Here is a 20,952-nt window from a genome sequence, read left to right as displayed (position 1 = left end):
CCCGTACCATCCTTCATCCGATGTAGGCCGTTGACGGCCTTCCTACAAAGGGCGGGGCGGGCACGATTTCGTGAAAACGGCTTTCTCAGCCTTCCAGACGCCGAAAAGCCGTCGGCTTTTCATAAAGCCAGCCGATACGCTCAACGGCCGCATCGAGATTTTCGCGTGCGACATTCATCGTATGGCCATTGGCGTGTAACAGCGTTTCTTCGTTTTCCATGAGGCCGACATGACCCTTCCAGAAGACCAGATCGCCGCGTCGCAATTCGTCGCGCTCTATTTCCACGCCGAGCGATTTTACCTGCATGTCGGTATCGCGCAAAACGCGTCGTCCCGTCATTGCCATGGAAAGCTGCACGAGGCCGGAACAATCGATGCCGAAGCCGGAGCGGCCGCCCCAGAGATAGGGCGTCTCGATAAAGCGCAGCGCTACCGCCACATAATCCTCTTCAAGAGCATCACCGACTGCCCGGCAATGGGCGGCGATGATGCCCTCGCCTTTTTCCGTCATCAGATAGCGGGTGCCGCGTGTCTCCGCCTCACCGACGATGCGAATAAGGCTGCCCATGGAAAGGGCCACGACCGGCGGCTTGCGCAGTTCAGCGGCAGGATAGAGAAAGGTGCGCGGCGCGATGATACGATGGGTGGCGGCAACGACATCGCCGATAGCGTTTTCTGGCACGTAACCGGCGTAACCATCGGCATCCGCCTGCACCCATGCCCAACCGTTCGCTCTATCGAAAACACGGACGGTTTCGCCAAACAAAAGCTCCGTGTCGATACCGGAGGCAAGGTCTGGCGTCGGCCGCAGGCCAACGACCGGCAACGCGATCTGCGCGGGCGAGCCGCTGACAAAGCGGTCGGCCTGAACCGCACCTTGCAGTTTTTCATCGGCGAGGTCAGAGCGGAAGACATTCAGGCGGCGGTCGAGCATCATGGGTTTCACGTCCAGAGTTAGATCTTACGCGCCTGATCAATAATCAGATCGCCGAATTTTTCCAGATAGAGCGCACCTGTGACGGTGCGTTTTATCACAACATTGCGTCTGTCCCGCTCATCGCGCACCCTGTCGACCAGCCCCAGCGCACCGAGACTATCAAGTGCGCGGGTGATGACCGGCTTGGACACGCCCAGCATTGCTGCGAGACCGCGAACGGTGTGCGGCGGCGGCACAAGATAAATCTGCAGCAGAATGGCGGTCTGACGCAAGGTCAAATCCGGCGCATCGGCTTTGACCTGCGCCATGGAGAGGCGATGCCAAAGCCCCAGGGCCTCCGTGGGCGAAAGTTCTGCAGGCAAGCCGGTCAACCTTCCAGTCGTTGTCCTATCGTTTTCCTGCAACGGAAGGCAAAACTCAAGAACCATACGGCCACAAACAAAACCGCCGCGCTGTTGTGGACCTGACAGGTCGAACAGCGCGGCGGTGTTTTGGACCCGTTTTTCGGGCTTCCAACGTCCCCTCTGGACTTAAAGCAAGAGAAGCAGGAAGCGTGCCAGTTTTATTGCGGCGCACAAATACGAGAAAAAACAACCACTTGCCGTGCAATAGTGGTGCCATGGCTAGATTTTCTGCAAACGACAATTTGCAATAAAAATAGGCAAACAGGAATTCAGTGCTTAAAAACTGCCTTCCGCCGCAACAGCGGAAGGCAAGGATCGTTCGGGATCAGATTTCCGCCCCACGGGCCGCATCAGCGGCATTGGCACCTTGCTGCCGGTTATGCCGGATCGACGACCAGAGCGAAATGCCGATCAGGGTCGCACCACCAAGGCCGGTAATGACCTCCGGTATATGGAACATGGTCTGCACATACATGATGACCGACAGGATAAGGATCGCGTAAAAAGCGCCGTGTTCCAGATAGCGGTATTCGGCAAGCGTTCCCTTCTCAACCAGCATGATTGTCATCGAGCGCACATACATGGCGCCGATACCAAGGCCGATGGCGATGATGAACAGGTTCTGGGTCAGTGCGAAAGCACCGATCACGCCATCAAAGGAGAAGCTGGCATCGAGCACTTCGAGATAAAGAAACGCACCGAAGCCACCTTTTGCAGCCCCTTGCAGCACTTCCTGGCTACGGTCGAGAATACCGCCGACGACTTCCACCAGGAGGAAGGTCAAGAGACCCCAAACCGCCGAATGGAAGAAGGTGTTGGCCGCGACCGGACCGAGTTCCGGATTGTCACTGGCGCCGATGATGCGGGAGAAGACCAGCATGACGACCAGCACGAAGGCGATTTCGATACCCTTGACGGAGGAATAGGTCGCAGCCTTTTCCTCGATCCAACGCACCCAGTGCACGTCCTTTTCATGGTCGAAGAAGAAGTTGAGACCGACCATCATCAGGAAGGTGCCGCCAAACGCCGCAATCGGCAGGTGGGCGTCACGCATGATTTCCGCATAACGTTCCGGCTGCGTCGCCGCCATGACGATTGCCGTCCAGGGGCCGACATTGGCGGCAACGACCACGATCAGCAGCGGGAAGACGATACGCATGCCGAAAACGGCAATCAGGATACCCCAGGTCAGGAAGCGGTGCTGCCAGACCGGCGTCATATCCTTGAGCTTATTGGCATTAACGATGGCATTGTCGAAGGACAGCGAAATTTCCAGCACGGCAAGCACCGCGCAGATGAAAAAGATCGTCGCTGTGCCACTGACCGTTCCGGTCATTTCCCAGCCGAGATAACCGCCGAGGATCAAACCGACGATGGTGACGATAAAAGCCCACTTGAAGTAGGAAAGCGTGGTTTTCTGGGCGGTGCTCATGTCCGGTCGCCTCCAATAACGAGGACGTTCACGGACAGATGCAGAGCATCAGCCCGCACGCAGAAAGCACGCGCGCGAAGCACATTCAGGTTTTTCATAGTTTTTAATCCGCCGGCCAATTTTTGCAGGCGGTACCGACATCGCGAGAGCGCCGTAAAACTCTCGCCAGAGGGGCCCGGCACCTTTGTTTCCTCTGTCCATGCGAGACATATGATCGCAGGACCTTCTCTTACTCCCTGAAGATCACGTCTTCGTCAAGTCCTGTGATGATTGCCGCGGCAGACAAAACAGGATCAGACCTGCTCTGCAGCCAGTCCTTCAGCGATTTCGCGGCGGCGCTTGATGGTATTTTCGCGAAAGAAAATATAGAGACCGGATAGAACAATCAGGCCTGCGCCGACGACGATGCTCGCCTGCGGTACGTCGCCGAAGAACAGCCAGCCGAAGATAACCGCCCAGAGCAGCAAGGTATATTGCAGCGGCGCGACGGTCGCAGCATCGGCAAGCTTCAGAGCCCGGTTGACCAGCACATGCGCCGCCATGGCGACAACACCAAGCAGGCTGAGGAACGCCAGATCGAAGCTGGACTGCACCGGCAACCATCCAGACGGCGTCAGGAAAACCGCGACAATGCCCGCAAGGGCCGCGCCGATGATCTGCCAGAAGGCGAGCACGGTATCGGGCGTGTTACGTAGCTGGCGTCCCGACAACATCATGAAAGCGAAGGCCGCACTGCCGAGAATGGAGAACAGCGCAGCGGAGGTCAGGCTTGCCGAACTGGGTTTCAGCGCGATGAGAACGCCGACGAAACCGATGGCGATGGCCGTCCATCGACGCCAGCCAACCTTTTCCCCGAGCAGAAATGGTGCCAGAGCCGCCACATAAATCGGCGCTGCCAGCCAGTAGGTCATGACATCTGCCAATGGCAGGCTGGCAACCGCGAAATAGAAACAGAAAAGCTCTGCGGTGGAGAAGAAGACACGCGCCACCTGCAGTCCCGGCCGCTCGACCTTCACGAGGCCGGAAAGGCCTGCTCGCCAGACGATGGGAACGAGGATGACAAGGGCCGCAGCACTTCGGATCAGGATGACCTGCCCCTGGCTATAGGTCGATACCAGCCATTTTCCCATGGCGTCGTTCAGCGCAAAAAGCAGCATTCCAAGCAGCATGACGGCCACGCCGAGGCCAGTCGGCGAAAGCTTACGTATCATATTCGGCATGTCAGGTTCCGTCCTCTCCCATTGGCTGCATTGGTCGTCCAGCCGGCCATCATTTGTCAAGCCCGGAGCGCCTGCCGTGAGCAATAATATTACTAATAGATCGGCCTATCGACCTCAGGTGAAGATTCCTCGCTCTTCGGCAACGAGTTCCTGAAGAAAATCAACGACGGTGCGGACACGAACCAATTGCCGGGCAGATTCGTGATAGGCCGTCCAATAGGACCTGATGATACCGAGATGCGGCATGATCCTCAGAAGTTCAGGATACTGCCCGGCAATGTAATTGTGCAGAATGCCGATGCCCGCGCCCGACCGGACCGCTTCCGTCTGGCCGGTGGCGCTGGAGATTTCAAAGGCGGCATCCCAGTCGCGCATGATCTCACCAGTGAAGTTCAGGGAAGGCGAGAAGATTAAGTCCTCCACGTAACCGATCCGACGATGGCGCTTGAGCGCTTCGACATCCGCCGGCGTTCCATATTCGGCCAGATAGTCCGCTGAGGCATAAAGCCCGAGCGAATAATCAGTGAGCTTTGAGAACATCAGCCTGCCCTGTTCCGGCCGTTCGATGGTGATGGCGATATCGGCCTCGCGCTGCGACAAAGAAAAGGAACGCGGCACGGGCACGAGCTGGATTTTGAGGTCAGGATAACGGGCCGTCAGCCGGCCGAGCCGTGGCGCGAGAAAGGAAACGCCAAGACCGTCCGGCGCGCCGATGCGCACCGTTCCCGCCACCGCCGTATCGACGCGGCCGAGATTGGCCTGGGCATTCAGCATTTCGGTTTCCATACGCTCGGCAGCACCCAAAAACCGCTGACCTTCCTCGGTCATTTCGCAGCCATTCGTCCGGCGGATAAACAGCTGGGTCTTCAATGCCTGCTCCAGCAGCGTCAATCGTCGCGAAAGCGTTGCATGATTGAGCCCAAGCCGTTTCGATGCGGCGAGAATCTGCCCGGAGCGGGCAACGGCAAGGAATATGCGGACGTCGTCCCAATTCATGGCTTGCCACGCATCATTAAGGGTTCAACTTCGATCAAAGTAAGCGATGTCACCATTCCCGCCACACGCTGTTTATATTTCAGGAAATGCGGCGTTTGCAGATGCGCCTCATATGCCGCCTGGTTCGCATAAACTTCGAGGATGCGAATCTTTTCCGGGCTGCCTTTGATCGCCACCGCATTTAATGCAAGCACGCCATTTTCAAGACGGATAGAAGCCTCGATCTCCTCTGCAAGCAATCTGCGATAGGCTTCCAGATGGGTCGGATCGATTTCTATTTCAGCCATCCTCACGATAGTTTCATCGCTCGCCATCTTTTGACTTTCTTTTTGAATGGCGAACTCGCCGTGCCGGATCAGGAAACGCCTAAAAATGCTCATCGTGCTTTAATTTACGCACAACGGTTTCTTATCCGAGTTCATTGCTTTGTACAAATTCAAGTGCAATGCTGCAGCATCAAAAAATCGCGGAGGATTACCCATGAAGGAAATCGGTCATTTCATTAACGGCAAGCATGTGCAGGGCACCAGCGGCCGCACATCGAATGTCTATAACCCGGCGACCGGCGAAGTGCAGGCAACCGTTGCGCTTGCGAGCGACGCCGAACTGCGCGCCGCCGTTGAAAGCGCCAAGGCGGCACAGCCGAAATGGGCTGCCACCAACCCGCAACGCCGCGCCCGCGTCTTTTTCAAATTCGTCGAACTTCTGAACCGCGACCTCAACGAGCTGGCAGTGCTGCTTTCAACCGAGCACGGCAAGACTGTTGAGGATTCCAAGGGCGACATCATCCGCGGCCTCGAAGTCTGTGAATTCGTCTGCGGCATTCCGCATCTGCAGAAGGGTGAGTTCACGGAGGGCGCTGGCCCGGCCATCGACATGTATTCGATCCGCCAGCCGGTCGGCATCGGTGCCGGTATCACGCCGTTCAACTTCCCCGGCATGATCCCGATGTGGATGTTTGCGCCGGCGATCGCCTGCGGCAACGCCTTCATCCTCAAGCCTTCCGAGCGCGATCCGTCGCTGCCGATCCGCCTTGCTGAACTCATGATCGAAGCCGGTCTTCCGGCCGGTATCCTCAATGTCGTCAATGGTGACAAGGGCGCTGTCGACGCCATCCTGACCGATCCCGATATCGGCGCGGTCTCCTTCGTTGGCTCGACGCCGATCGCCCGCTACGTCTATGGCACTGCCGCCATGAACGGCAAGCGCGCGCAGTGCTTCGGCGGCGCGAAGAACCACATGATCATCATGCCGGATGCCGATCTTGATCAGGCGGTGAATGCATTGATGGGTGCGGGTTACGGTTCGGCCGGCGAGCGCTGCATGGCTGTTTCCGTTGCGGTTCCGGTTGGCGAAGAAACGGCCAATCGGCTCGTGGAAAAGCTCATCCCGCAGATCGAGAGCCTGAGAATCGGCCCCTATACCGATGACAAGGCCGATATGGGCCCGCTTGTCACCAAGGAAGCCCAGACACGCGTCAAGGGTCTGATCGACAGCGGTGTTGAACAGGGCGCAAAACTGCTGGTCGATGGCCGCGATTTCAAGCTGCAGGGTTACGAGGACGGTTATTTCGTCGGCGGCTGCCTGTTCGACCACGTCACGCCTGACATGGACATCTACAAGACGGAAATCTTTGGACCGGTTCTGTCGGTCGTTCGCGCCAAGAACTACGAAGATGCGCTGGAACTGCCGATGAAGCATGAGTACGGCAACGGCGTTGCGATCTACACCCGTGACGGCGATGCAGCACGCGACTTCGCAAGCCGCATCAACATCGGCATGATCGGCGTCAACGTTCCGATCCCGGTTCCGCTTGCCTACCACTCCTTCGGCGGCTGGAAGGCCTCGAGCTTCGGTGATCTTAACCAGCACGGCACGGATTCGATCAAGTTCTGGACCAAGACCAAGACGATCACCTCGCGCTGGCCGTCCGGCATCAAGTCGGGTGCCGAATTCGTCATGCCGACGATGAAATAAGCCGAAAAACCGGCAACCAAAACAAAAAGCCCCGCTGCAAAAACAGCGGGGCTTTTTTGATTAAAAAGATTACTAAAAAAATCAAGTTTCTTTCGTCAAAATAATTCCACTTAAAGCTGTTATCGCGTAAGAGAGCCATTGCGGCGTGGGGACGCTGCCAATCGAAGATTACGGGGAAGCCTGCAAACTCAATCTGCCCGGAGAGGGGCATGTCATGAGGGACTATTATGAGTGAAATCTCAGTCAGCGCGGATCAGCGCGCGCTCGAACGTGGCTCGTTCAGTGGAAATGCCAAGGAATATTTTGGCATCTGGATCGTCAATATTCTGCTGACGATCGTCACGATCGGCATCTATTCCGCCTGGGCAAAGGTGCGCCGCAAGCGTTATTTCAATGGCAACACCGTGCTGGCCGGCCGCGCTTTCGGTTATCACGCCACCGGCGGGCAAATCTTCAAGGGTCGGCTGATTGCATTTGCATTCATCGTCGTCTCGCAGCTTGTTGGCCTCATCCATCCGTTTCTGGTCTTCGTGCCGGCGATCCTGCTGATGATCTTCTTTCCCTGGCTCATCACGCGCAGCATTCGTTTCAATGCGCGGGTGACGAGCTATCGCAATGTCCGTTTCGATTTCGTCGGCACTGCGGGAGGCGCCTTCGTCTCCATTCTGCTCGGCAGCCTCGTCGCGCTTTTCTCCTTCGGCATTCTGGCACCACTGTCCAGCCGCTGGGCAAACCGCTACATTTTCAGCAACCTGCGTTACGGTGACCGGCCTTTCAGTGCCGACCCGAAGATCAGCGCGCTTTACCAGGTCTGGATCATTCCTGCGATCATGGTGGTGATCGGCAGCATCGTGGTCGGTTTCTTCGGCATTGCCGCCTTTGCGGCCAATAGCGCTATCCTCGAAGACGAGACGGCCGCCATGGTTACCGCGCTTGCCTCCCTCTATGTCGGCCTTTTCGGCGCATTTCTGGTTTATGGCCTCGCGGGCGTCGTTTATCGCACGGGCGTTCGCAACGTCGTTATTTCGTCCATGCTGCTGGATGGAAAGCACGACCTGCACAGCGACTTGCATCGCGGGCGCTACCTCTGGATCGTCATCTCCAACCTTCTTGTCACCGTTTTCACACTCGGCTTGATGCGGCCATGGGCAGCGGTGCGCGAGGCGCGTTATACCGTGGAACGCACGGCGATCCGCTTCAACGGTGATGTGGGCGAGGTCCTTTCTTCGATGGAAGCAACGGGTGCCGCCGTCAGCGCCGAATATATGGATATGGAAGGCTTTGAATTTGGTTTCTGATATTAGAGAAACCGTTTCGGGCGAGTGGCATGCCGCTCGCTCCAGCCTTTCCAGCGCCGCCAGGCTGAAGCTTGGCGGCACGGTCCTTCTCGTGCTCGACGCGAAGGACAACCATGTCAGAACCCAGGCCGAGATAAAAACGGTCGAGATCAGCCACCGGGTCGGCGCCATTCCCCGGGAGTTGCATTTTCCCGATGGTTCGCTGTTCGAAACACGTGACAATGACGGCGTGGACAGATTGCTTCACGCTCATATCGCCAGACGCACCGGCGTCGTGCACTGGCTGGAACAGTTCCGCCCGCGATTGATCGGCATCACCGCGGCAGCCGTTCTTCTGGCCTATGGCACCTACAAGCTGGCGCTTCCCGCGCTCGTCGAACTGGCGGTCGCTGTCACCCCGCCGATCGTTCCGCAGATCATGTCGGCCAGTACCATGCAGGCCTTCGACCAGACAGTCTTCTCCGCAAGCGAACTACCGCAGGAGGAGCAGGATGCCATCCGCGCGGAATTTGCCCGGATCGCCGCCCATGCGGAAGGTTCGCCTGAGGACTACAAGCTGAATTTCCGCAAGGGCGGTTACATCGGCCCCAATGCCTTCGCGCTGCCGGATGGAACGCTGGTACTGACGGATGAGCTGGTGGAGCTGGCAGGTGACGACAGGCAGATGATCACCGGCGTTCTCGCGCATGAAATCGGCCATGTGGAATATGAGCACAGCCTGCGACAGCTTTATCGCGCCGCCGGTGTCGCCGGTCTCGTCATGCTGATTGCCGGTGATGTCGGTTCGGCCATGGAAGATATTCTCACCCAGGGCGGCGGTCTTCTGGCGCTATCGCATTCGCGCGATGCCGAGCGGCAGGCGGACGAGCGCTCCGTGGTACTGATGCGCAAGGCTGGGCTCGACCCCACCGCTATCGAGCGTTTCTTCGCGTTGCTTGAGGAAAAGCTCGACGACAAGGGCGGCACCAGCATCGTCTCCACCCATCCGGGAACACCGGAAAGGCGTAAAGCAATCCTCGATTACAACGCTTCACTCGATAATAAACCGGCGGGTAACTGATCCGCCGATAATCCCGGCACTCGAGTTGCAAGCCTTGAGAACGGCGTCAGTTGGTCGGACCGTCGTTGAAACCCACTTCGTCCACCAGTTCGGACGCCTGCTTGCGATGAGCGGCAATATCCGTCAACGGCAGCTTATCCGGATTGATGGGCCCGAAACCCTTGACGACATCGGACGGCTCGGCACCCGGCAGTACCGGATATTCAAAGACCTGCTTGGCGTAGATTTCCTGCGCCTCGCGGGACGCCAGGAATTCCATCAGCTTCAGCGCATTGTCCTTGTTGGGCGCATATTTCGTCAGCGCCATGCCGGAAATATTCACATGCGTGCCGCGGTCGCCGGCATTGGGGAAGATCACCCGCACCGATCCCGCCCACACTTTTTCTTCCGGCTCCTGATCATTGGTAAGCATCAGGCCGACATAATAGGTGTTGCCGAGCGCGATGTCGCATTCGCCGGAAAAGATCGATTTCGCCTGGCTGCGATCGGTTCCATCCGGCTTGCGCGCGAGATTGTTCTTCAGACCGGTCAGCCATGTGCGGGTGTAATCGACGCCATGATGGGCGATCATCGAGGCGATCAGCGCAATATTGTAGGAATGCTGGCCGTCACGAATGCAGATCTTGCCCTTCCATTTCGGGTCGGCAAGCTCCTCATAGGTGATGTCCTTCTGGGTCACCCGCTCCTTCGAGGCATAGACCACCCGGCCGCGCGTCGTCAGGCCGAACCATTCGCCCTGCGGATCGCGCAGATTGGCGGGGATGTCCTTTTCGATCACTGGATCGTTCAGAACCGGCTGCGTGACGCCGCCTTCTTTCGCCTCGACGAGACGGGCGATATCAACCGTCAGCAGCAGATCGGCGGGCGAATTGACACCCTCGGCCTGGATGCGCTCCACCAGCCCCTTATCGAGGAAAAGAACATTGGCCTCTATGCCCGTTTCTTTCGTGAAGGCATCGAGCAGCGGCTGGATCAGCTCAGGCTGGCGGTAGGAATAGACATTCACCTCGCCTTCCGCAAAAGCTGCGGGCGCACCGGAAAAGATCGTCAGCCCTGAAAAAACGGCAGCGGAAAAATACGATTTCAAGCTTGCCATTACGAATGCCTCCATTACATTCAGATTCTTGACTTGTTTGTTCATGAATCATTGAGGCGGTCAACAAGGCTGTTCGAGAAATATCGAATGGCCGCCAGTTTTTTCGGTTTCTGGAATTGTTCTAAACTGAAAAAGAGACTATATAACTCCACATTGAGAGTTAGGAGACCAGCATGCGTTTGACCAAACAGACCAACTATGCCGTTCGCATGTTGATGTATTGCGCTGCGAATGAAGGCAAGCTGAGCCGCATTCCAGAGATCGCCAGAGCTTACGGCGTATCTGAGCTGTTCCTTTTCAAAATCCTGCAGCCGCTCAACAAGGCGGGCCTCGTGGAAACCGTGCGTGGCCGCAATGGCGGCGTGCGGCTCGGCAAGCCTGCCGAAAAGATCAGCCTGTTCGACGTGGTGCGCGTGACCGAAGACAGCTTTGCCATGGCAGAATGCTTCGAGGACGGCGCCGTTGAGTGTCCGCTTGTGGATAGCTGCGGCCTGAACTCGGCGCTGCGCAAGGCGCTCAATGCCTTCTTCGATGTTCTCGCGGAATATTCGATCGACGATCTCGTCAAGGCGCGCCCGCAGATCAATTTCCTGCTCGGAATCGATACGGAAATGCCGAAGGCCATGACCCTTCCCGCCGCCTGATCACGCGCATAGCAGAACAGCGAAAGCCAAAGCCCGTACCCACAGGTCGCGGGCTTTTCTTTTATAAACTACTCTTGAAATATAATATTTTTGGCGATGCAGGTTGACGCCGCCAGACGAAGCGGCGCATTTGGTCGCGAGCTTTTTTGAAGCAAACAATCAGCGTCGCAATGATCATCAAGCCTGAATTCCATACATTTGCGCTTACCGCCCTTGTCGGCAGCATGGGCGCACTGCTCGCCAGCCTGCTTCATGTTCCCGCCCCCTTCCTTTCGGGACCAGCGCTTGCCGTGACGATTACCGGACTGGCGGGCGTAAAGCTCGGAATTCCCGCCTTCATCCGCAATGCCTGTTTTGTCGTCGTTGGTATTTCGATGGGAACGAGCGTGACGCCCTCGGTCATCGACGCGGCAAAGACATGGCCACTGAGCTTCGTCGTGGTGCTCGTCGCCGTCGTCATCATGCTCTATGTCGCCTACTGGATTCTGCATTACGGCTTCGGATACGACCGGACGACGGCGATGCTGGGCGCCTCCCCCGGTCACCTCAGTTATATCATCAGCCTTGGGGCGGAAACGAAAAGCGACCTTGCGACCGTCAGCATCGTGCAAAGTGTCAGAGTGCTGGCGCTGACGCTTTCCGTGCCGCTGATCGTCGAATATTTCGATCTGGTCAGCACCGAACCGCTGATCACCAATCCGCCAATGGGTCTGCTAACGCTGGCGCTAACCATCGCCGCATCGCTTCTGACCGGCTGGCTTTTCCTGCGCTGGAGATTTCCGGCAGCCCTGCTGCTCGGCGGTGTGGCCGTTTCCATCGGCACGCACATTACCGGCCTCACGCAGGGCGGTGTTCCCACCTGGCTCAGCCTGCCGGTCTATGTGCTGATCGGCTGTCTCATCGGCACGCGTTTTTCCAACGTATCGCTGATGGAAGTGCGCAAGGGTTTTCTAGCCGGCTTCGTCGTCACCATCGCCGTAATGGTGATCGCCGGCAGCATCGCCTGGATGATTTCCAGCGTCACCGGCGTTCCGCTCAATGCCGTGATGATCGCCTATGCGCCGGGCGGTCTCGAAACCATGGCGGCCATGGCGGTGATGATGCATGCCGATACCGCCTATGTCGGCTCCCACCACGTCATAAGGCTTCTGTTCCTCTCCGTTCTCATGCCGCTCGTCATGGGCAAGGACGCCCGCAAACGGAACGACAGGACCTGACGGCAGCAGACCGGATGACCAGCGCGAAAAATCCGGAGGGCATGCAACCATTTCTCCTCCCGGCCGTTCCTGTTTGGCCGCAATTGCGGCGGCGATCTTTCGCCTGTTCGGCAGGCTGACCCACCGGAGGAACATTCATGAATCGCTTGATGACGTTGACGGGCGCCGGACTTGCGCTTGCTTTTTCTGTTTCCATCGCTCAGGCGCAGGTGGTGGTGTCGTCGAAGATCGACACCGAGGGCGGTGTTCTCGGCAACATCATCCTTGCCGTGCTGAACAAGAATAATATCGAGACAACCGATCGCATCCAGCTTGGCGCCACCCCGGTGGTGAGGAAGGCGATCACGGCGGGCGAAATCGATATCTACCCGGAATATACCGGCAATGCCGCCTTCTTTTTCTCCAAGGCAGATGATCCGCTGTGGAAGGATGCCGCAAAGGGCTATGAAGAGGCTAAAACGCTCGATTACGACGCCAACAAGATCGTCTGGCTGCAACCCTCGCCGGCAAACAACACCTGGGCTATCGCACTGCGCAAGGATGTCGCCGACAAGAACAATCTGAAGTCGCTTTCGGATTTCGGCAAATATGTTGCCGGTGGCGGCGAGGTGGTTCTTGCCGCTTCCTCCGAATTCGTCAATTCCGCCGCCGCCTTGCCGGCGTTTCAGACGACCTATGGCTTCACCCTGAAATCGGAGCAGCTGATCACGCTGTCCGGCGGCGACACGGCCGCCACGATCGCCGCTGCCGCCAATCAGACCAACAACGCCAATGCCGCCATGGTTTACGGCACCGATGGCGGCATCGCGCCGTCGGGGCTCGTCGTGCTGGAAGACGACAAACATGTGCAGCCGGTCTATCAACCCGCGCCGATCATTCGTGAAGAGGTTCTGAAAAAGAACCCCAATATCGAGGAATTGCTGAAACCCGTGTTCGAAAAACTTGATCTGGCAACGCTGCAGGATCTGAATGCCCGCGTGCAGGTGGGCGGCGAACAAGCCAAGGCCGTGGCAACCGACTTCCTGACAAAGAACGGTTTCCTCAAGTAATAGCTTGTGAAATGGTAGATCGGGATGACGAGAACATATGTCGCTTTCGTCATCCCGCTCGCACTTAATACCCAAGGGGAGCGAAATTTGTCGAAATGGCCTGACAAGGTGGGCGTGCTGATTTCGTGCCTTCTCCTTTATGCGCTTTTCGCGTCGCCCTTCATGATATTCCGCGCCAACCGGATCGTTCAGGGTGAAACACGGACGATCTTCGAGGCGCTTACGGCTACGGCCTCAATGCTCCTCGTCGCCCTCATCCTTCTCGCCACCTTCGTCGCCTTTTTCCGCTTTCCGGTTCGGCTGAAACTCGCAGCCGCACTGGTTGGCCTTGCGGCGCTGGCGATCTTCGTCGGGCAGGCCGCGTCCGTCCTGACACCTGGAGGCAACAGCTTTGCCCGCGTTTCGCCTGCCAGCGGTTTCTGGTTGATGTTTGCCGGGCTGTCATTGCTTGCGACGGACTGCATTGCCCGTCTCCAGCCGAAACCCGCCTTGCGCATTTTGCTGTTGCTGCTGGCGATTGCCTCGCTTGCAGGGATCTTAACCAGCGGTCTCTGGAGCGATCTCTCCATCATAAAGGAATATACCGGCCGGGCCGACATATTCTGGACAGAGGCGCTACGGCATGTGGAGCTGGCCATCGGTTCGCTGATCGCGGCGACCGTCGCGGGCATTCCGCTGGGAATACTCTGTTACAAGGTCGAACGGTTGCGTGCCGGCCTGCTGAACAGCCTCAACATCATCCAGACCATCCCGTCCATCGCTCTTTTCGGCCTTCTGATCGCGCCGCTCGGATGGATCGCCGCCACTGTGCCGGGCGCGGCAAAGATCGGCATTGCCGGCATCGGCATGGCGCCCGCATTCGTGGCGCTGTTTCTCTATTCACTGCTGCCGGTGGTTTCCAACACGGTGGTCGGCCTTTCCGGCGTTTCGCAAGCAGTCCGGGAAGCGGCGCGCGGGCTTGGCATGACGCCGGTGCAAAGGCTGCTGCGGGTGGAGTTTCCGCTGGCCATGCCGGTCATCCTTACCGGCATTCGCATCGTGCTGGTGCAGAATATCGGGCTGGCGACGATCGCCGCACTGATCGGCGGCGGCGGTTTTGGCGTTTTCGTATTTCAGGGCATCGGACAGACGGCCATGGACCTCGTGCTGCTCGGCACCGTGCCGACCGTTCTCCTCGGCTTTGCCGCCGCGATCACACTCGACGCCCTCATCGACAGTAATCTCTTCAGCGCAGGCGGAAGGCAACAGGCATGATCGAGATCGACACCATCACGAAACGATATGGCGATGCGGCCGTAGTGGAACAGGTATCGCTGACCGTCGCACCGCGCACCGTCACCGTCATCGTCGGCACATCAGGATCGGGAAAAACCACGCTGCTGCGGATGATAAACCGGCTGGTGGAACCGACCTCCGGCACGATCCGGATCGACGGCGAGGATGTCAGCACGATGCCGGGTTACAAACTGCGCCGACAGATCGGCTATGCCATTCAAGGCCATGGCCTGTTTCCACACAGGACCGTGGCGGAGAATATAGCCACCGTTCCGCAGTTGGTCGGCTGGGACCGCAAACGTATCGAGGCGAAAATCGATGCGCTGATGCACCTCTTTCAGCTTGATCCTGCGCTTTATGCCGACCGTTTTCCGCATGAGCTTTCCGGCGGCCAGCAGCAGCGTGTCGGTGTGGCGCGGGCGCTCGCCGCAGAGCCGAACATTTTGTTGATGGACGAACCCTTCGGCGCACTCGACCCGGTGATCCGCGCCAAAGCGCAGAATGATCTTCTCGATATTCAGAAAAAGCTCGGCGTTACCGTGGTCCTCGTCACCCATGATATGGACGAGGCCTTTCATCTGGCGGACCGTATTGCCGTGATGGACAAGGGCCGCATCGTGCAGGACTGCCCGCCGGCCGAACTGGTGCTGAAACCGGCAACCGATTTCGTGCGCACCATGATCGGCGAAAACGAACGCGCGCTGAAACTGCTTTCGGTTCTCTCCATTGCTGACATCGTGGAGCCGGGAAGCGCCGAGGGAGAACCGCTCACCGAACATACAAGCCAGCGCGATGCCCTGTCAGCGATGTTATGGGCGGGCTGTGATGTCTTGCCGGTCGTTAAAGACGATGGCCAAATCGCCGGCCGGGTGCGGCGGGACGTTCTCCTCCAGCGTGCTGCCGGAGCCTCATGAAAAACGCGGCCTCTTTCCTTGCAATCGGATTTCTGGTGCTGGTGCTGATCGTCTTTCTTGCAGCGCCGCAAATCTTCGCGCCGATATTCCGCCCTCTGGTGCAGGCCAATGCACCGGCGATCTACACGCAGGCCAATCTGCTCTCCCTCACTCTCTCGCATCTGACCACCGTGGCGATCGCCACGGGACTGGCCACATTGGTAGCGGGTGCGCTCGCAGTTCTCGTCACCCGGCCTTTCGGGGCGGATTTCCTGCCGCTGTCGCGTAGCATCGTCAATATTGGCCAGACCTTCCCGCCCGTGGCGGTACTGGCGCTTGCGGTGCCGATGATCGGTTTTGGAGAGAAACCGACGCTTATTGCGCTGTTTTTATACGCATTGCTGCCCGTGTTCGAAAATACGCTGACGGGGCTTACGACCCTGCCCGCCACGGTGATGGATGCCGCCAGGGGGAGCGGCATGACCGGCTGGCAGCGGCTTGTCAAAGTGGAACTACCGCTTGCTCTGCCGGCCATTCTTGCAGGTATACGGCTGTCGGCAGTCATCAGCCTTTCAACCGCCACCATCGGCTCCACCGTCGCCGCGCGCACGCTTGGCGAAGTGATCATCGCCGGCCTGCAATCCAACAATCTCGCCTTCATCCTGCAGGGCGGCTTGATTGTCGCCGCACTGGCAATCCTGATCCACGCTGCCTTTTCCGCGCTGGAAAAGACCGCAGCTCGCAAAACCGGGCACTGACACGGGCAAGCTCCGCATTTTTATATTCCCGATACCTGCCACACATGTTAGGGGCTGACCGTCGAAACAGAAACATCAGAGGTTCGGGTGACACAGGCAATCGTCGTGATGGGAGTGAGCGGCTCTGGCAAGTCCACGGTCGCAGAGGAACTGGCCGAAAAACTGGGCATTGCCTTCATAGAGGGCGACAAGCTTCACCCGAAATCCAACGTCGATAAAATGTCCGAGGGCATTCCCCTGACCGACGAAGATCGCTGGCCCTGGCTTGACCTGATCGGTGCGGAACTGCGTAAGGGCAGCGAAAACAACGGTGTCGTCGTTTCCTGCTCCGCACTCAAGAAAACCTATCGCGACCGCCTTCGCACGGCTACGGGCGGGCCGCTTGTTTTCGTTTATCTGGATGGCAGCCTGGAACTTCTCAGCCGGCGCATGGGTGAACGAAAGGGCCATTTCATGCCGCTCTCGTTGCTTCAGACCCAGCTCGCCACGCTGGAAGTACCAACCAGCGAACCGGGCGTCGTCACCGTCAGCATCGACACCACACCGGAAGAAATCGCGAAAAATGCGCTTTCCGGTTTGAAGACGGTGACGTTCTAAAACCCGAGCTTGTCCCGCATGCCGTACCACCATGCACCCAGAATGGTCAGTGGCACGCGGAACGTCTTGCCGCCGGGGAACGGATAGTTCGGCAACGAACTCCAGATATCAAAACGTTCGGCGTGGCCAGCAACGGCCTCGCCCAATATCTTGCCGAGCAGGTGTGTGGTGGTGACGCCGTGGCCGCTGTCGCCATGCGAAAAATAGACATTGTCGGACAGTTTGCCCACATGCGGGATGCGTGTCAGCGTCAGCGCGAAGTTGCCACTCCAGGCGAAGTCGATCCTGGTCTTTTCCAGTTGCGGAAAGGTCTTCAGCATGTTCGGGCGGATCACACCGGTCAGGTCGGCCGGATCGCTGCCGCCATAACCGATGCCGCCGCCATAAAGCAGGCGGTTATCCGAAGTGCGACGATAATAGTCGAGAATGTAATTGGCATCCTCGACGCAATAATCGGCGGGCAAAAGCGCCTCGATCAGATCGACATCGAGCGGCTCCGTCGCCATGACCTGACTTGACACCGGCATCATCCGCTCGCCGATTTCCGGCAGCAATGTGCCGAGATAGGCATTACCGCAGACGAGGACATATTTCGCCTTGACGCTGCCCGTTGCCGTGCGCACGACGGGGTTTGCACCCTGCTCCAGCGAAATGACCCGCGAATTTTCGAATATGCGGGCACCAAGGCTTTCCGCCGCCGCCGCTTCGCCTTGCACCAGATTGAGCGGGTGAATGTGACCACCGAACCGGTCGATCATGCCGCCGGCATAACGCTCAGTCTTTACATATTTTCCAACATCGCCCTTGGCGACCATCTCAAGCCCGCCATGGCCGTGTTTTTCCCAATGGGCCTTGTGAGCCTCCATTTCGCGGATCTGTTTTGGTGTGAAGGCCGCGAAAAAGCCGCCATCGACGAGATCGCAATCGATGGCGTACTTGGCGATGCGCTCGCGGATGATCGCGCCGCCTTCCAGCGACATTTCCCCAAGTTTCACTGCCTTTTCGTTACCGTAACGCCCGGCGATGGTTTCGAGGTCGCGGCTGTAACCGTTGACGATCTGGCCACCATTGCGCCCCGAAGCGCCGAAGCCAACCCGCACACCTTCCAGCACGATGACCGAATAACCGCGTTCACTGAGTTCAAGTGCCGCGGAAATGCCGGTGAACCCGCCGCCGATGATGCAGATATCGGCTTCAAGCGCACCCTCGAGCGTCGGCCGCACGGATTTGACATTGGCGGAGGCCGCATACCACGACGATGTGTGGCCGGGATTGGGAATAGTCGTTACCTCAGCCATCTCACACCGTCCTGATATAGGCGTCATATTCGACGTCGGTTACACGCAGGGAAAATTCGGAAAGCTCCTGCTGTTTGCAGGCGGAAAACAGCGTGCGATAACGCTGGCCGAGCGTCGCATAGGCAAAGCTGGAGCGCGTGAAGCGCTGCAAGGCGTAGTCCCAGTTGGTAGGCAGCGGTTCGTGATTGATGGCATGGCTGTCACCCGCAATCGCGCCGCCGGGCTGGCGCTTCTCCTTCATGCCGGCCAATGCGGCACTCAGGATCATCGCCACGACGAGATAGGGATTGGTATCTGCACCTGCCACGCGATGTTCGATACGGGTCGCGGCCTTGCTGGCAACAATGACGCGCACCGCCGCCGAGCGGTTGTCGATGCCCCAGGAGGCGTAGGTCGGCGCATGTTCACTCGGCGTCAGACGGCGGTAGGAATTGGCATGGGGGGCGAAGATCGCCATGCTTTCCCCCATGTTTTCCAACAGGCCGCCGACCGAATGCATCAGCGCATCCGACGGGCCGTTTTCGCCAGCATAGATATTCCTGCCGTCCTTATCGAGAACGGAAAAATGCACATGCATACCGTTGCCGGCCTGCAACCCATAAGGCTTGGCCATGAAGGTGGCGTCGAGTTCATGCCGCCGCGCCACGCCCTTGACGATGCGTTTCAGGAAGACGGCGAAATCAGCGGCCTGCAACGCGTCCGGCACATGGTTGAGGTTGATTTCATATTGGCCGGGGCCGTTTTCCCGCAGCGTCGTATCGGCAAGCACACCCTGCGCCCGGCAGGCTGTGGCTATATCGTGGAAGACATCCTCGAAATCCTGCAATTCGGAAATCGACAGAACCTGGGTCTGGCCCGTGTGCCAGCGTCCCTCACGGCTGTGCGGCGGGCGCACGGGGTCAAGTGCAGAGCGGACTGGATCGATCAGGTAAAATTCCAGTTCCGTGGCGACGACCGGCGTGAGGCCGGCCTTTTTGTATGTTTCCAGAACCCGCGCCAGCACATTGCGCGGATCGCCGTAAAAGCCGGTTCCATCCGGGTTTTTCATCGCGAGCAGGACTTGAGCTGTCGGACGGCCAAGCCATGTTACCCGCGATAACGTACCGGGAACGGGAAAGCAGAACCCATCCGGATCACCCGTGCCTTCGGCGAGACCTGCGGCATGCACATCCCGGCCCCAGATATCCAGCGCATAAACGGAACGGGGGATTGCCATTCCCTTTTCGAGCACGTCGATTGCCCTCTCCCGCGGAATCCATTTGCCGCGCGGAACGCCGTTCGCGTCTATGACGAAGGCTTCGAGAATTTCGATATCGGGGTTATCGGCGAAAAATTTCTTTGCGTTTTCAATATCATACATCGTGCACCAGCAGGCCGTTTCTCTTCTGTGTCGCGCGCGGAAGCGCTTCGCTAACGAAAATCATCCTGCTGCTGATAGATGAGAAACCTCGCCACCATGATGACGTTTGCCCCTTTTCCCTCTTGATAAGCCCATGTTACGTGGGCGGCCGCAGGAAGGCCAGTGGATTCGGCTATCAGGGATTGAACCTTTCCGGGCGATAGGCGTCAATGGCGATAACAGGTGTTTCTCCCAGCATCGTTTCCGCCAGAACGCGGCCGGTGATCGGCCCCAGCGTGAGACCGTGATGGGCATGCCCGAACGAGAACCACAGGGTTCTGTGGCGCGGCGCCTTGCCGATGATCGGCATCATATCCGGCGTGCAGGGACGTGCGCCCATCCACGGTTCGGCATCCAACCGGCCACCCAGAGGAAAGACGGTGCGGGCCACCCGTTCCGCCCGCTCGATCTGCACGGGGGATTTCGGCGCATCGCGTTCGGCAAATTCAGCACCTGTCGTGAGGCGGATGCCCTTGCGCATCGGTGCCAGGAAATAACCGCGCTCGGCATCGATCAGCCAGCTGTTGAGCTTTGTCCCCTCCTGCGGCGCATAATGCATGTGATAGCCACGCTTCACCCCGAGCGGGAAACGATAACCCAGCCTCTCTGTCACCGTATCTGCCCACGGACCAAGCGCCACGACGGCATGTTCGGCCTCGACCGCGCCGGTTTCGGTGCGCACCGTCCAGCCACTTACTGTCTGGCTAAGCGTCGATGCATCGCCCCGGATAAAGGTGCCGCCGAGGTTTTCGAACAGTTTGAGATAGGCGAGCGTCAGCGCGTGCGGATCGAGCACCGACCAGGGATCGTTCCATTTCAGGCCGCCGACGAAATCACGGCTGAGATGCGGTTCGGCCGTTGCGAGTTCTTCGGCGTCGAGTTTCGTGTGGGAAATGCCGTGGTCACGCGTAAGCCGCTCAGCGAAGGCATAGTCGGCATCCCGCCTTGCGGCAGTCCTGTAAGCCTCCATCCAGCCGTTCTTGACGATCAGATCGCCGGCCTTCGCCTCGTCGATCAAAATACTGTGTTCGGAAACCGAATGCTCAATCAGCGGCGCATAGGCGCGCGCAATCGCCGCGTGGCGCGTGGCTGCGGAATTATACCAGTAACGGCCGAGAAAAGGCGCGATCTTTGGCAAGGCAGAAAGGTGATAACGGGCATCGATGCTGTTATTCAGGGAATAGCGGAGCAGCAGTGCAAGGTCCTGCGGAAAGGCGTAAGGCACGACACCTTCTCTCTGGATCAGTCCGGCATTGCCGAAGGAGGTCTCCTCGCCCGGTCCGCGCCGGTCAACCAGCACCACCGATTTGCCCCTTCGGGCCAGTTGCAAAGCGACGGAGACCCCGATGATCCCCGCTCCCAGAACAATCACATCCGCTGCCATGGCAATCAATCCGTTTCC

At 58.4% G+C, this 20,952-nt stretch carries 20 protein-coding genes; 10 read left to right on the top strand and 10 right to left on the bottom strand.

Annotated elements, in window-relative coordinates; translation table 11 throughout:
• Positions 1 to 85: 85 nt before the first annotated feature.
• From JZX89_RS11545 to JZX89_RS11520, 6 genes are all read right to left on the bottom strand, one after another.
• Positions 86 to 937, bottom strand: coding sequence for a C40 family peptidase (locus JZX89_RS11545; protein ID WP_207134119.1), 852 nt, complete (start codon positions 935 to 937; stop codon positions 86 to 88).
• Between the two features lie 17 nt (positions 938 to 954).
• Positions 955 to 1,299: a MarR family transcriptional regulator gene (locus tag JZX89_RS11540; protein WP_207134118.1), complete on the bottom strand. Its 345-nt coding sequence runs from the start codon at positions 1,297 to 1,299 to the stop codon at positions 955 to 957.
• Between the two features lie 367 nt (positions 1,300 to 1,666).
• A complete protein-coding gene (locus tag JZX89_RS11535; RefSeq protein ID WP_207134117.1) occupies positions 1,667 to 2,773 on the bottom strand; it encodes a DUF475 domain-containing protein in 1,107 nt (368 codons plus the stop codon).
• A 293-nt stretch (positions 2,774 to 3,066) separates the two neighbouring features.
• Positions 3,067 to 3,984 carry a DMT family transporter gene (locus JZX89_RS11530; protein ID WP_153515367.1) on the bottom strand — a complete coding sequence of 306 codons (918 nt, stop codon included), beginning with the start codon at positions 3,982 to 3,984 and terminating at the stop codon, positions 3,067 to 3,069.
• A 123-nt stretch (positions 3,985 to 4,107) separates the two neighbouring features.
• Complete coding sequence (locus tag JZX89_RS11525) at positions 4,108 to 4,989, bottom strand: LysR family transcriptional regulator (RefSeq protein ID WP_149898281.1); 882 nt, start codon at positions 4,987 to 4,989, stop codon at positions 4,108 to 4,110.
• Positions 4,986 to 5,303 carry a putative quinol monooxygenase gene (locus JZX89_RS11520; RefSeq protein ID WP_207134225.1) on the bottom strand — a complete coding sequence of 106 codons (318 nt, stop codon included), beginning with the start codon at positions 5,301 to 5,303 and terminating at the stop codon, positions 4,986 to 4,988. The genes JZX89_RS11525 and JZX89_RS11520 overlap by 4 nt, the downstream gene beginning before the upstream one ends.
• Before the next feature lie 166 nt (positions 5,304 to 5,469).
• Between JZX89_RS11520 and JZX89_RS11515 the strand changes: the two genes are divergently transcribed.
• The 3 genes from JZX89_RS11515 (at position 5,470) to JZX89_RS11505 (ending at position 9,324) form a co-directional block, all read left to right on the top strand.
• Positions 5,470 to 6,966, top strand: coding sequence for a CoA-acylating methylmalonate-semialdehyde dehydrogenase (locus JZX89_RS11515; protein WP_207134116.1), 1,497 nt, complete (start codon positions 5,470 to 5,472; stop codon positions 6,964 to 6,966).
• 227 nt (positions 6,967 to 7,193) lie between these two features.
• Complete coding sequence (locus tag JZX89_RS11510; protein ID WP_207134115.1) at positions 7,194 to 8,264, top strand: YjgN family protein; 1,071 nt, start codon at positions 7,194 to 7,196, stop codon at positions 8,262 to 8,264.
• Positions 8,254 to 9,324: a M48 family metallopeptidase gene (locus JZX89_RS11505; protein WP_207134114.1), complete on the top strand. Its 1,071-nt coding sequence runs from the start codon at positions 8,254 to 8,256 to the stop codon at positions 9,322 to 9,324. The genes JZX89_RS11510 and JZX89_RS11505 overlap by 11 nt, the downstream gene beginning before the upstream one ends.
• Before the next feature lie 46 nt (positions 9,325 to 9,370).
• On the opposite strand, the gene JZX89_RS11500 is transcribed toward JZX89_RS11505, so the two are convergent.
• Positions 9,371 to 10,420, bottom strand: a complete 1,050-nt coding sequence (locus tag JZX89_RS11500; protein WP_207134113.1) for a Fe(3+) ABC transporter substrate-binding protein — start codon at positions 10,418 to 10,420, stop codon at positions 9,371 to 9,373.
• A 173-nt stretch (positions 10,421 to 10,593) separates the two neighbouring features.
• On the opposite strand from JZX89_RS11500, the gene rirA reads away from it, so the two are divergent.
• The 7 genes from rirA (at position 10,594) to JZX89_RS11465 (ending at position 16,853) form a co-directional block, all read left to right on the top strand.
• The gene (gene rirA, locus JZX89_RS11495) at positions 10,594 to 11,064 is read left to right on the top strand and encodes an iron-responsive transcriptional regulator RirA (protein ID WP_142840815.1); all 471 of its coding nucleotides are present in this window, start codon (positions 10,594 to 10,596) and stop codon (positions 11,062 to 11,064) included.
• A 170-nt stretch (positions 11,065 to 11,234) separates the two neighbouring features.
• The gene (locus JZX89_RS11490) at positions 11,235 to 12,281 is read left to right on the top strand and encodes an AbrB family transcriptional regulator (RefSeq protein ID WP_207134224.1); all 1,047 of its coding nucleotides are present in this window, start codon (positions 11,235 to 11,237) and stop codon (positions 12,279 to 12,281) included.
• A 137-nt stretch (positions 12,282 to 12,418) separates the two neighbouring features.
• Positions 12,419 to 13,330 (top strand): glycine betaine ABC transporter substrate-binding protein OsmF, encoded by a 912-nt coding sequence (gene osmF / locus JZX89_RS11485; RefSeq protein ID WP_153515283.1) that lies wholly within the window; start codon positions 12,419 to 12,421, stop codon positions 13,328 to 13,330.
• An 87-nt stretch (positions 13,331 to 13,417) separates the two neighbouring features.
• A complete protein-coding gene (locus JZX89_RS11480; protein ID WP_207134112.1) occupies positions 13,418 to 14,584 on the top strand; it encodes an ABC transporter permease in 1,167 nt (388 codons plus the stop codon).
• A complete protein-coding gene (locus JZX89_RS11475; RefSeq protein WP_207134111.1) occupies positions 14,581 to 15,519 on the top strand; it encodes an ABC transporter ATP-binding protein in 939 nt (312 codons plus the stop codon). The genes JZX89_RS11480 and JZX89_RS11475 overlap by 4 nt, the downstream gene beginning before the upstream one ends.
• Positions 15,516 to 16,256 (top strand): ABC transporter permease, encoded by a 741-nt coding sequence (locus tag JZX89_RS11470; protein WP_207134110.1) that lies wholly within the window; start codon positions 15,516 to 15,518, stop codon positions 16,254 to 16,256. The genes JZX89_RS11475 and JZX89_RS11470 overlap by 4 nt, the downstream gene beginning before the upstream one ends.
• Before the next feature lie 108 nt (positions 16,257 to 16,364).
• A complete protein-coding gene (locus JZX89_RS11465; RefSeq protein WP_207134223.1) occupies positions 16,365 to 16,853 on the top strand; it encodes a gluconokinase in 489 nt (162 codons plus the stop codon).
• On the opposite strand, the gene JZX89_RS11460 is transcribed toward JZX89_RS11465, so the two are convergent.
• From JZX89_RS11460 to JZX89_RS11450, 3 genes are all read right to left on the bottom strand, one after another.
• Positions 16,850 to 18,151, bottom strand: a complete 1,302-nt coding sequence (locus JZX89_RS11460; protein ID WP_207134109.1) for an NAD(P)/FAD-dependent oxidoreductase — start codon at positions 18,149 to 18,151, stop codon at positions 16,850 to 16,852. The two genes, JZX89_RS11465 and JZX89_RS11460, sit on opposite strands and share 4 nt — an antisense overlap.
• A gap of 1 nt (position 18,152) precedes the next feature.
• Complete coding sequence (locus tag JZX89_RS11455; protein WP_207134108.1) at positions 18,153 to 19,511, bottom strand: glutamine synthetase family protein; 1,359 nt, start codon at positions 19,509 to 19,511, stop codon at positions 18,153 to 18,155.
• Between the two features lie 175 nt (positions 19,512 to 19,686).
• Positions 19,687 to 20,934 (bottom strand): NAD(P)/FAD-dependent oxidoreductase, encoded by a 1,248-nt coding sequence (locus JZX89_RS11450; protein ID WP_174374077.1) that lies wholly within the window; start codon positions 20,932 to 20,934, stop codon positions 19,687 to 19,689.
• Positions 20,935 to 20,952 lie beyond the last annotated feature (18 nt).

Origin of the sequence: Agrobacterium burrii, from assembly GCF_017313405.1 — a bacterium.
In the GTDB taxonomy this organism is placed as follows: Bacteria; Pseudomonadota; Alphaproteobacteria; order Rhizobiales; family Rhizobiaceae; genus Agrobacterium; species Agrobacterium burrii.
This window is presented reverse-complemented; position numbering and strand designations above follow the sequence as displayed.

Coding starts and splice junctions, on each gene's coding strand:
- JZX89_RS11465 (WP_207134223.1), top strand. CDS start 16,365: ATGGGAGTGAGCGGCTCTGGCAAGTCCACGGTCGCAGAGGAACTGGCC.
- JZX89_RS11460 (WP_207134109.1), bottom strand. CDS start 18,151: ATGGCTGAGGTAACGACTATTCCCAATCCCGGCCACACATCGTCGTGG.
- JZX89_RS11545 (WP_207134119.1), bottom strand. CDS start 937: ATGATGCTCGACCGCCGCCTGAATGTCTTCCGCTCTGACCTCGCCGAT.
- JZX89_RS11500 (WP_207134113.1), bottom strand. CDS start 10,420: ATGGCAAGCTTGAAATCGTATTTTTCCGCTGCCGTTTTTTCAGGGCTG.
- JZX89_RS11530 (WP_153515367.1), bottom strand. CDS start 3,984: ATGATACGTAAGCTTTCGCCGACTGGCCTCGGCGTGGCCGTCATGCTG.
- JZX89_RS11490 (WP_207134224.1), top strand. CDS start 11,235: ATGATCATCAAGCCTGAATTCCATACATTTGCGCTTACCGCCCTTGTC.
- JZX89_RS11455 (WP_207134108.1), bottom strand. CDS start 19,511: ATGTATGATATTGAAAACGCAAAGAAATTTTTCGCCGATAACCCCGAT.
- JZX89_RS11520 (WP_207134225.1), bottom strand. CDS start 5,303: ATGGCGAGCGATGAAACTATCGTGAGGATGGCTGAAATAGAAATCGAT.
- osmF (WP_153515283.1), top strand. CDS start 12,419: ATGAATCGCTTGATGACGTTGACGGGCGCCGGACTTGCGCTTGCTTTT.
- JZX89_RS11470 (WP_207134110.1), top strand. CDS start 15,516: ATGAAAAACGCGGCCTCTTTCCTTGCAATCGGATTTCTGGTGCTGGTG.
- rirA (WP_142840815.1), top strand. CDS start 10,594: ATGCGTTTGACCAAACAGACCAACTATGCCGTTCGCATGTTGATGTAT.
- JZX89_RS11450 (WP_174374077.1), bottom strand. CDS start 20,934: ATGGCAGCGGATGTGATTGTTCTGGGAGCGGGGATCATCGGGGTCTCC.
- JZX89_RS11510 (WP_207134115.1), top strand. CDS start 7,194: ATGAGTGAAATCTCAGTCAGCGCGGATCAGCGCGCGCTCGAACGTGGC.
- JZX89_RS11515 (WP_207134116.1), top strand. CDS start 5,470: ATGAAGGAAATCGGTCATTTCATTAACGGCAAGCATGTGCAGGGCACC.
- JZX89_RS11475 (WP_207134111.1), top strand. CDS start 14,581: ATGATCGAGATCGACACCATCACGAAACGATATGGCGATGCGGCCGTA.
- JZX89_RS11525 (WP_149898281.1), bottom strand. CDS start 4,989: ATGAATTGGGACGACGTCCGCATATTCCTTGCCGTTGCCCGCTCCGGG.
- JZX89_RS11535 (WP_207134117.1), bottom strand. CDS start 2,773: ATGAGCACCGCCCAGAAAACCACGCTTTCCTACTTCAAGTGGGCTTTT.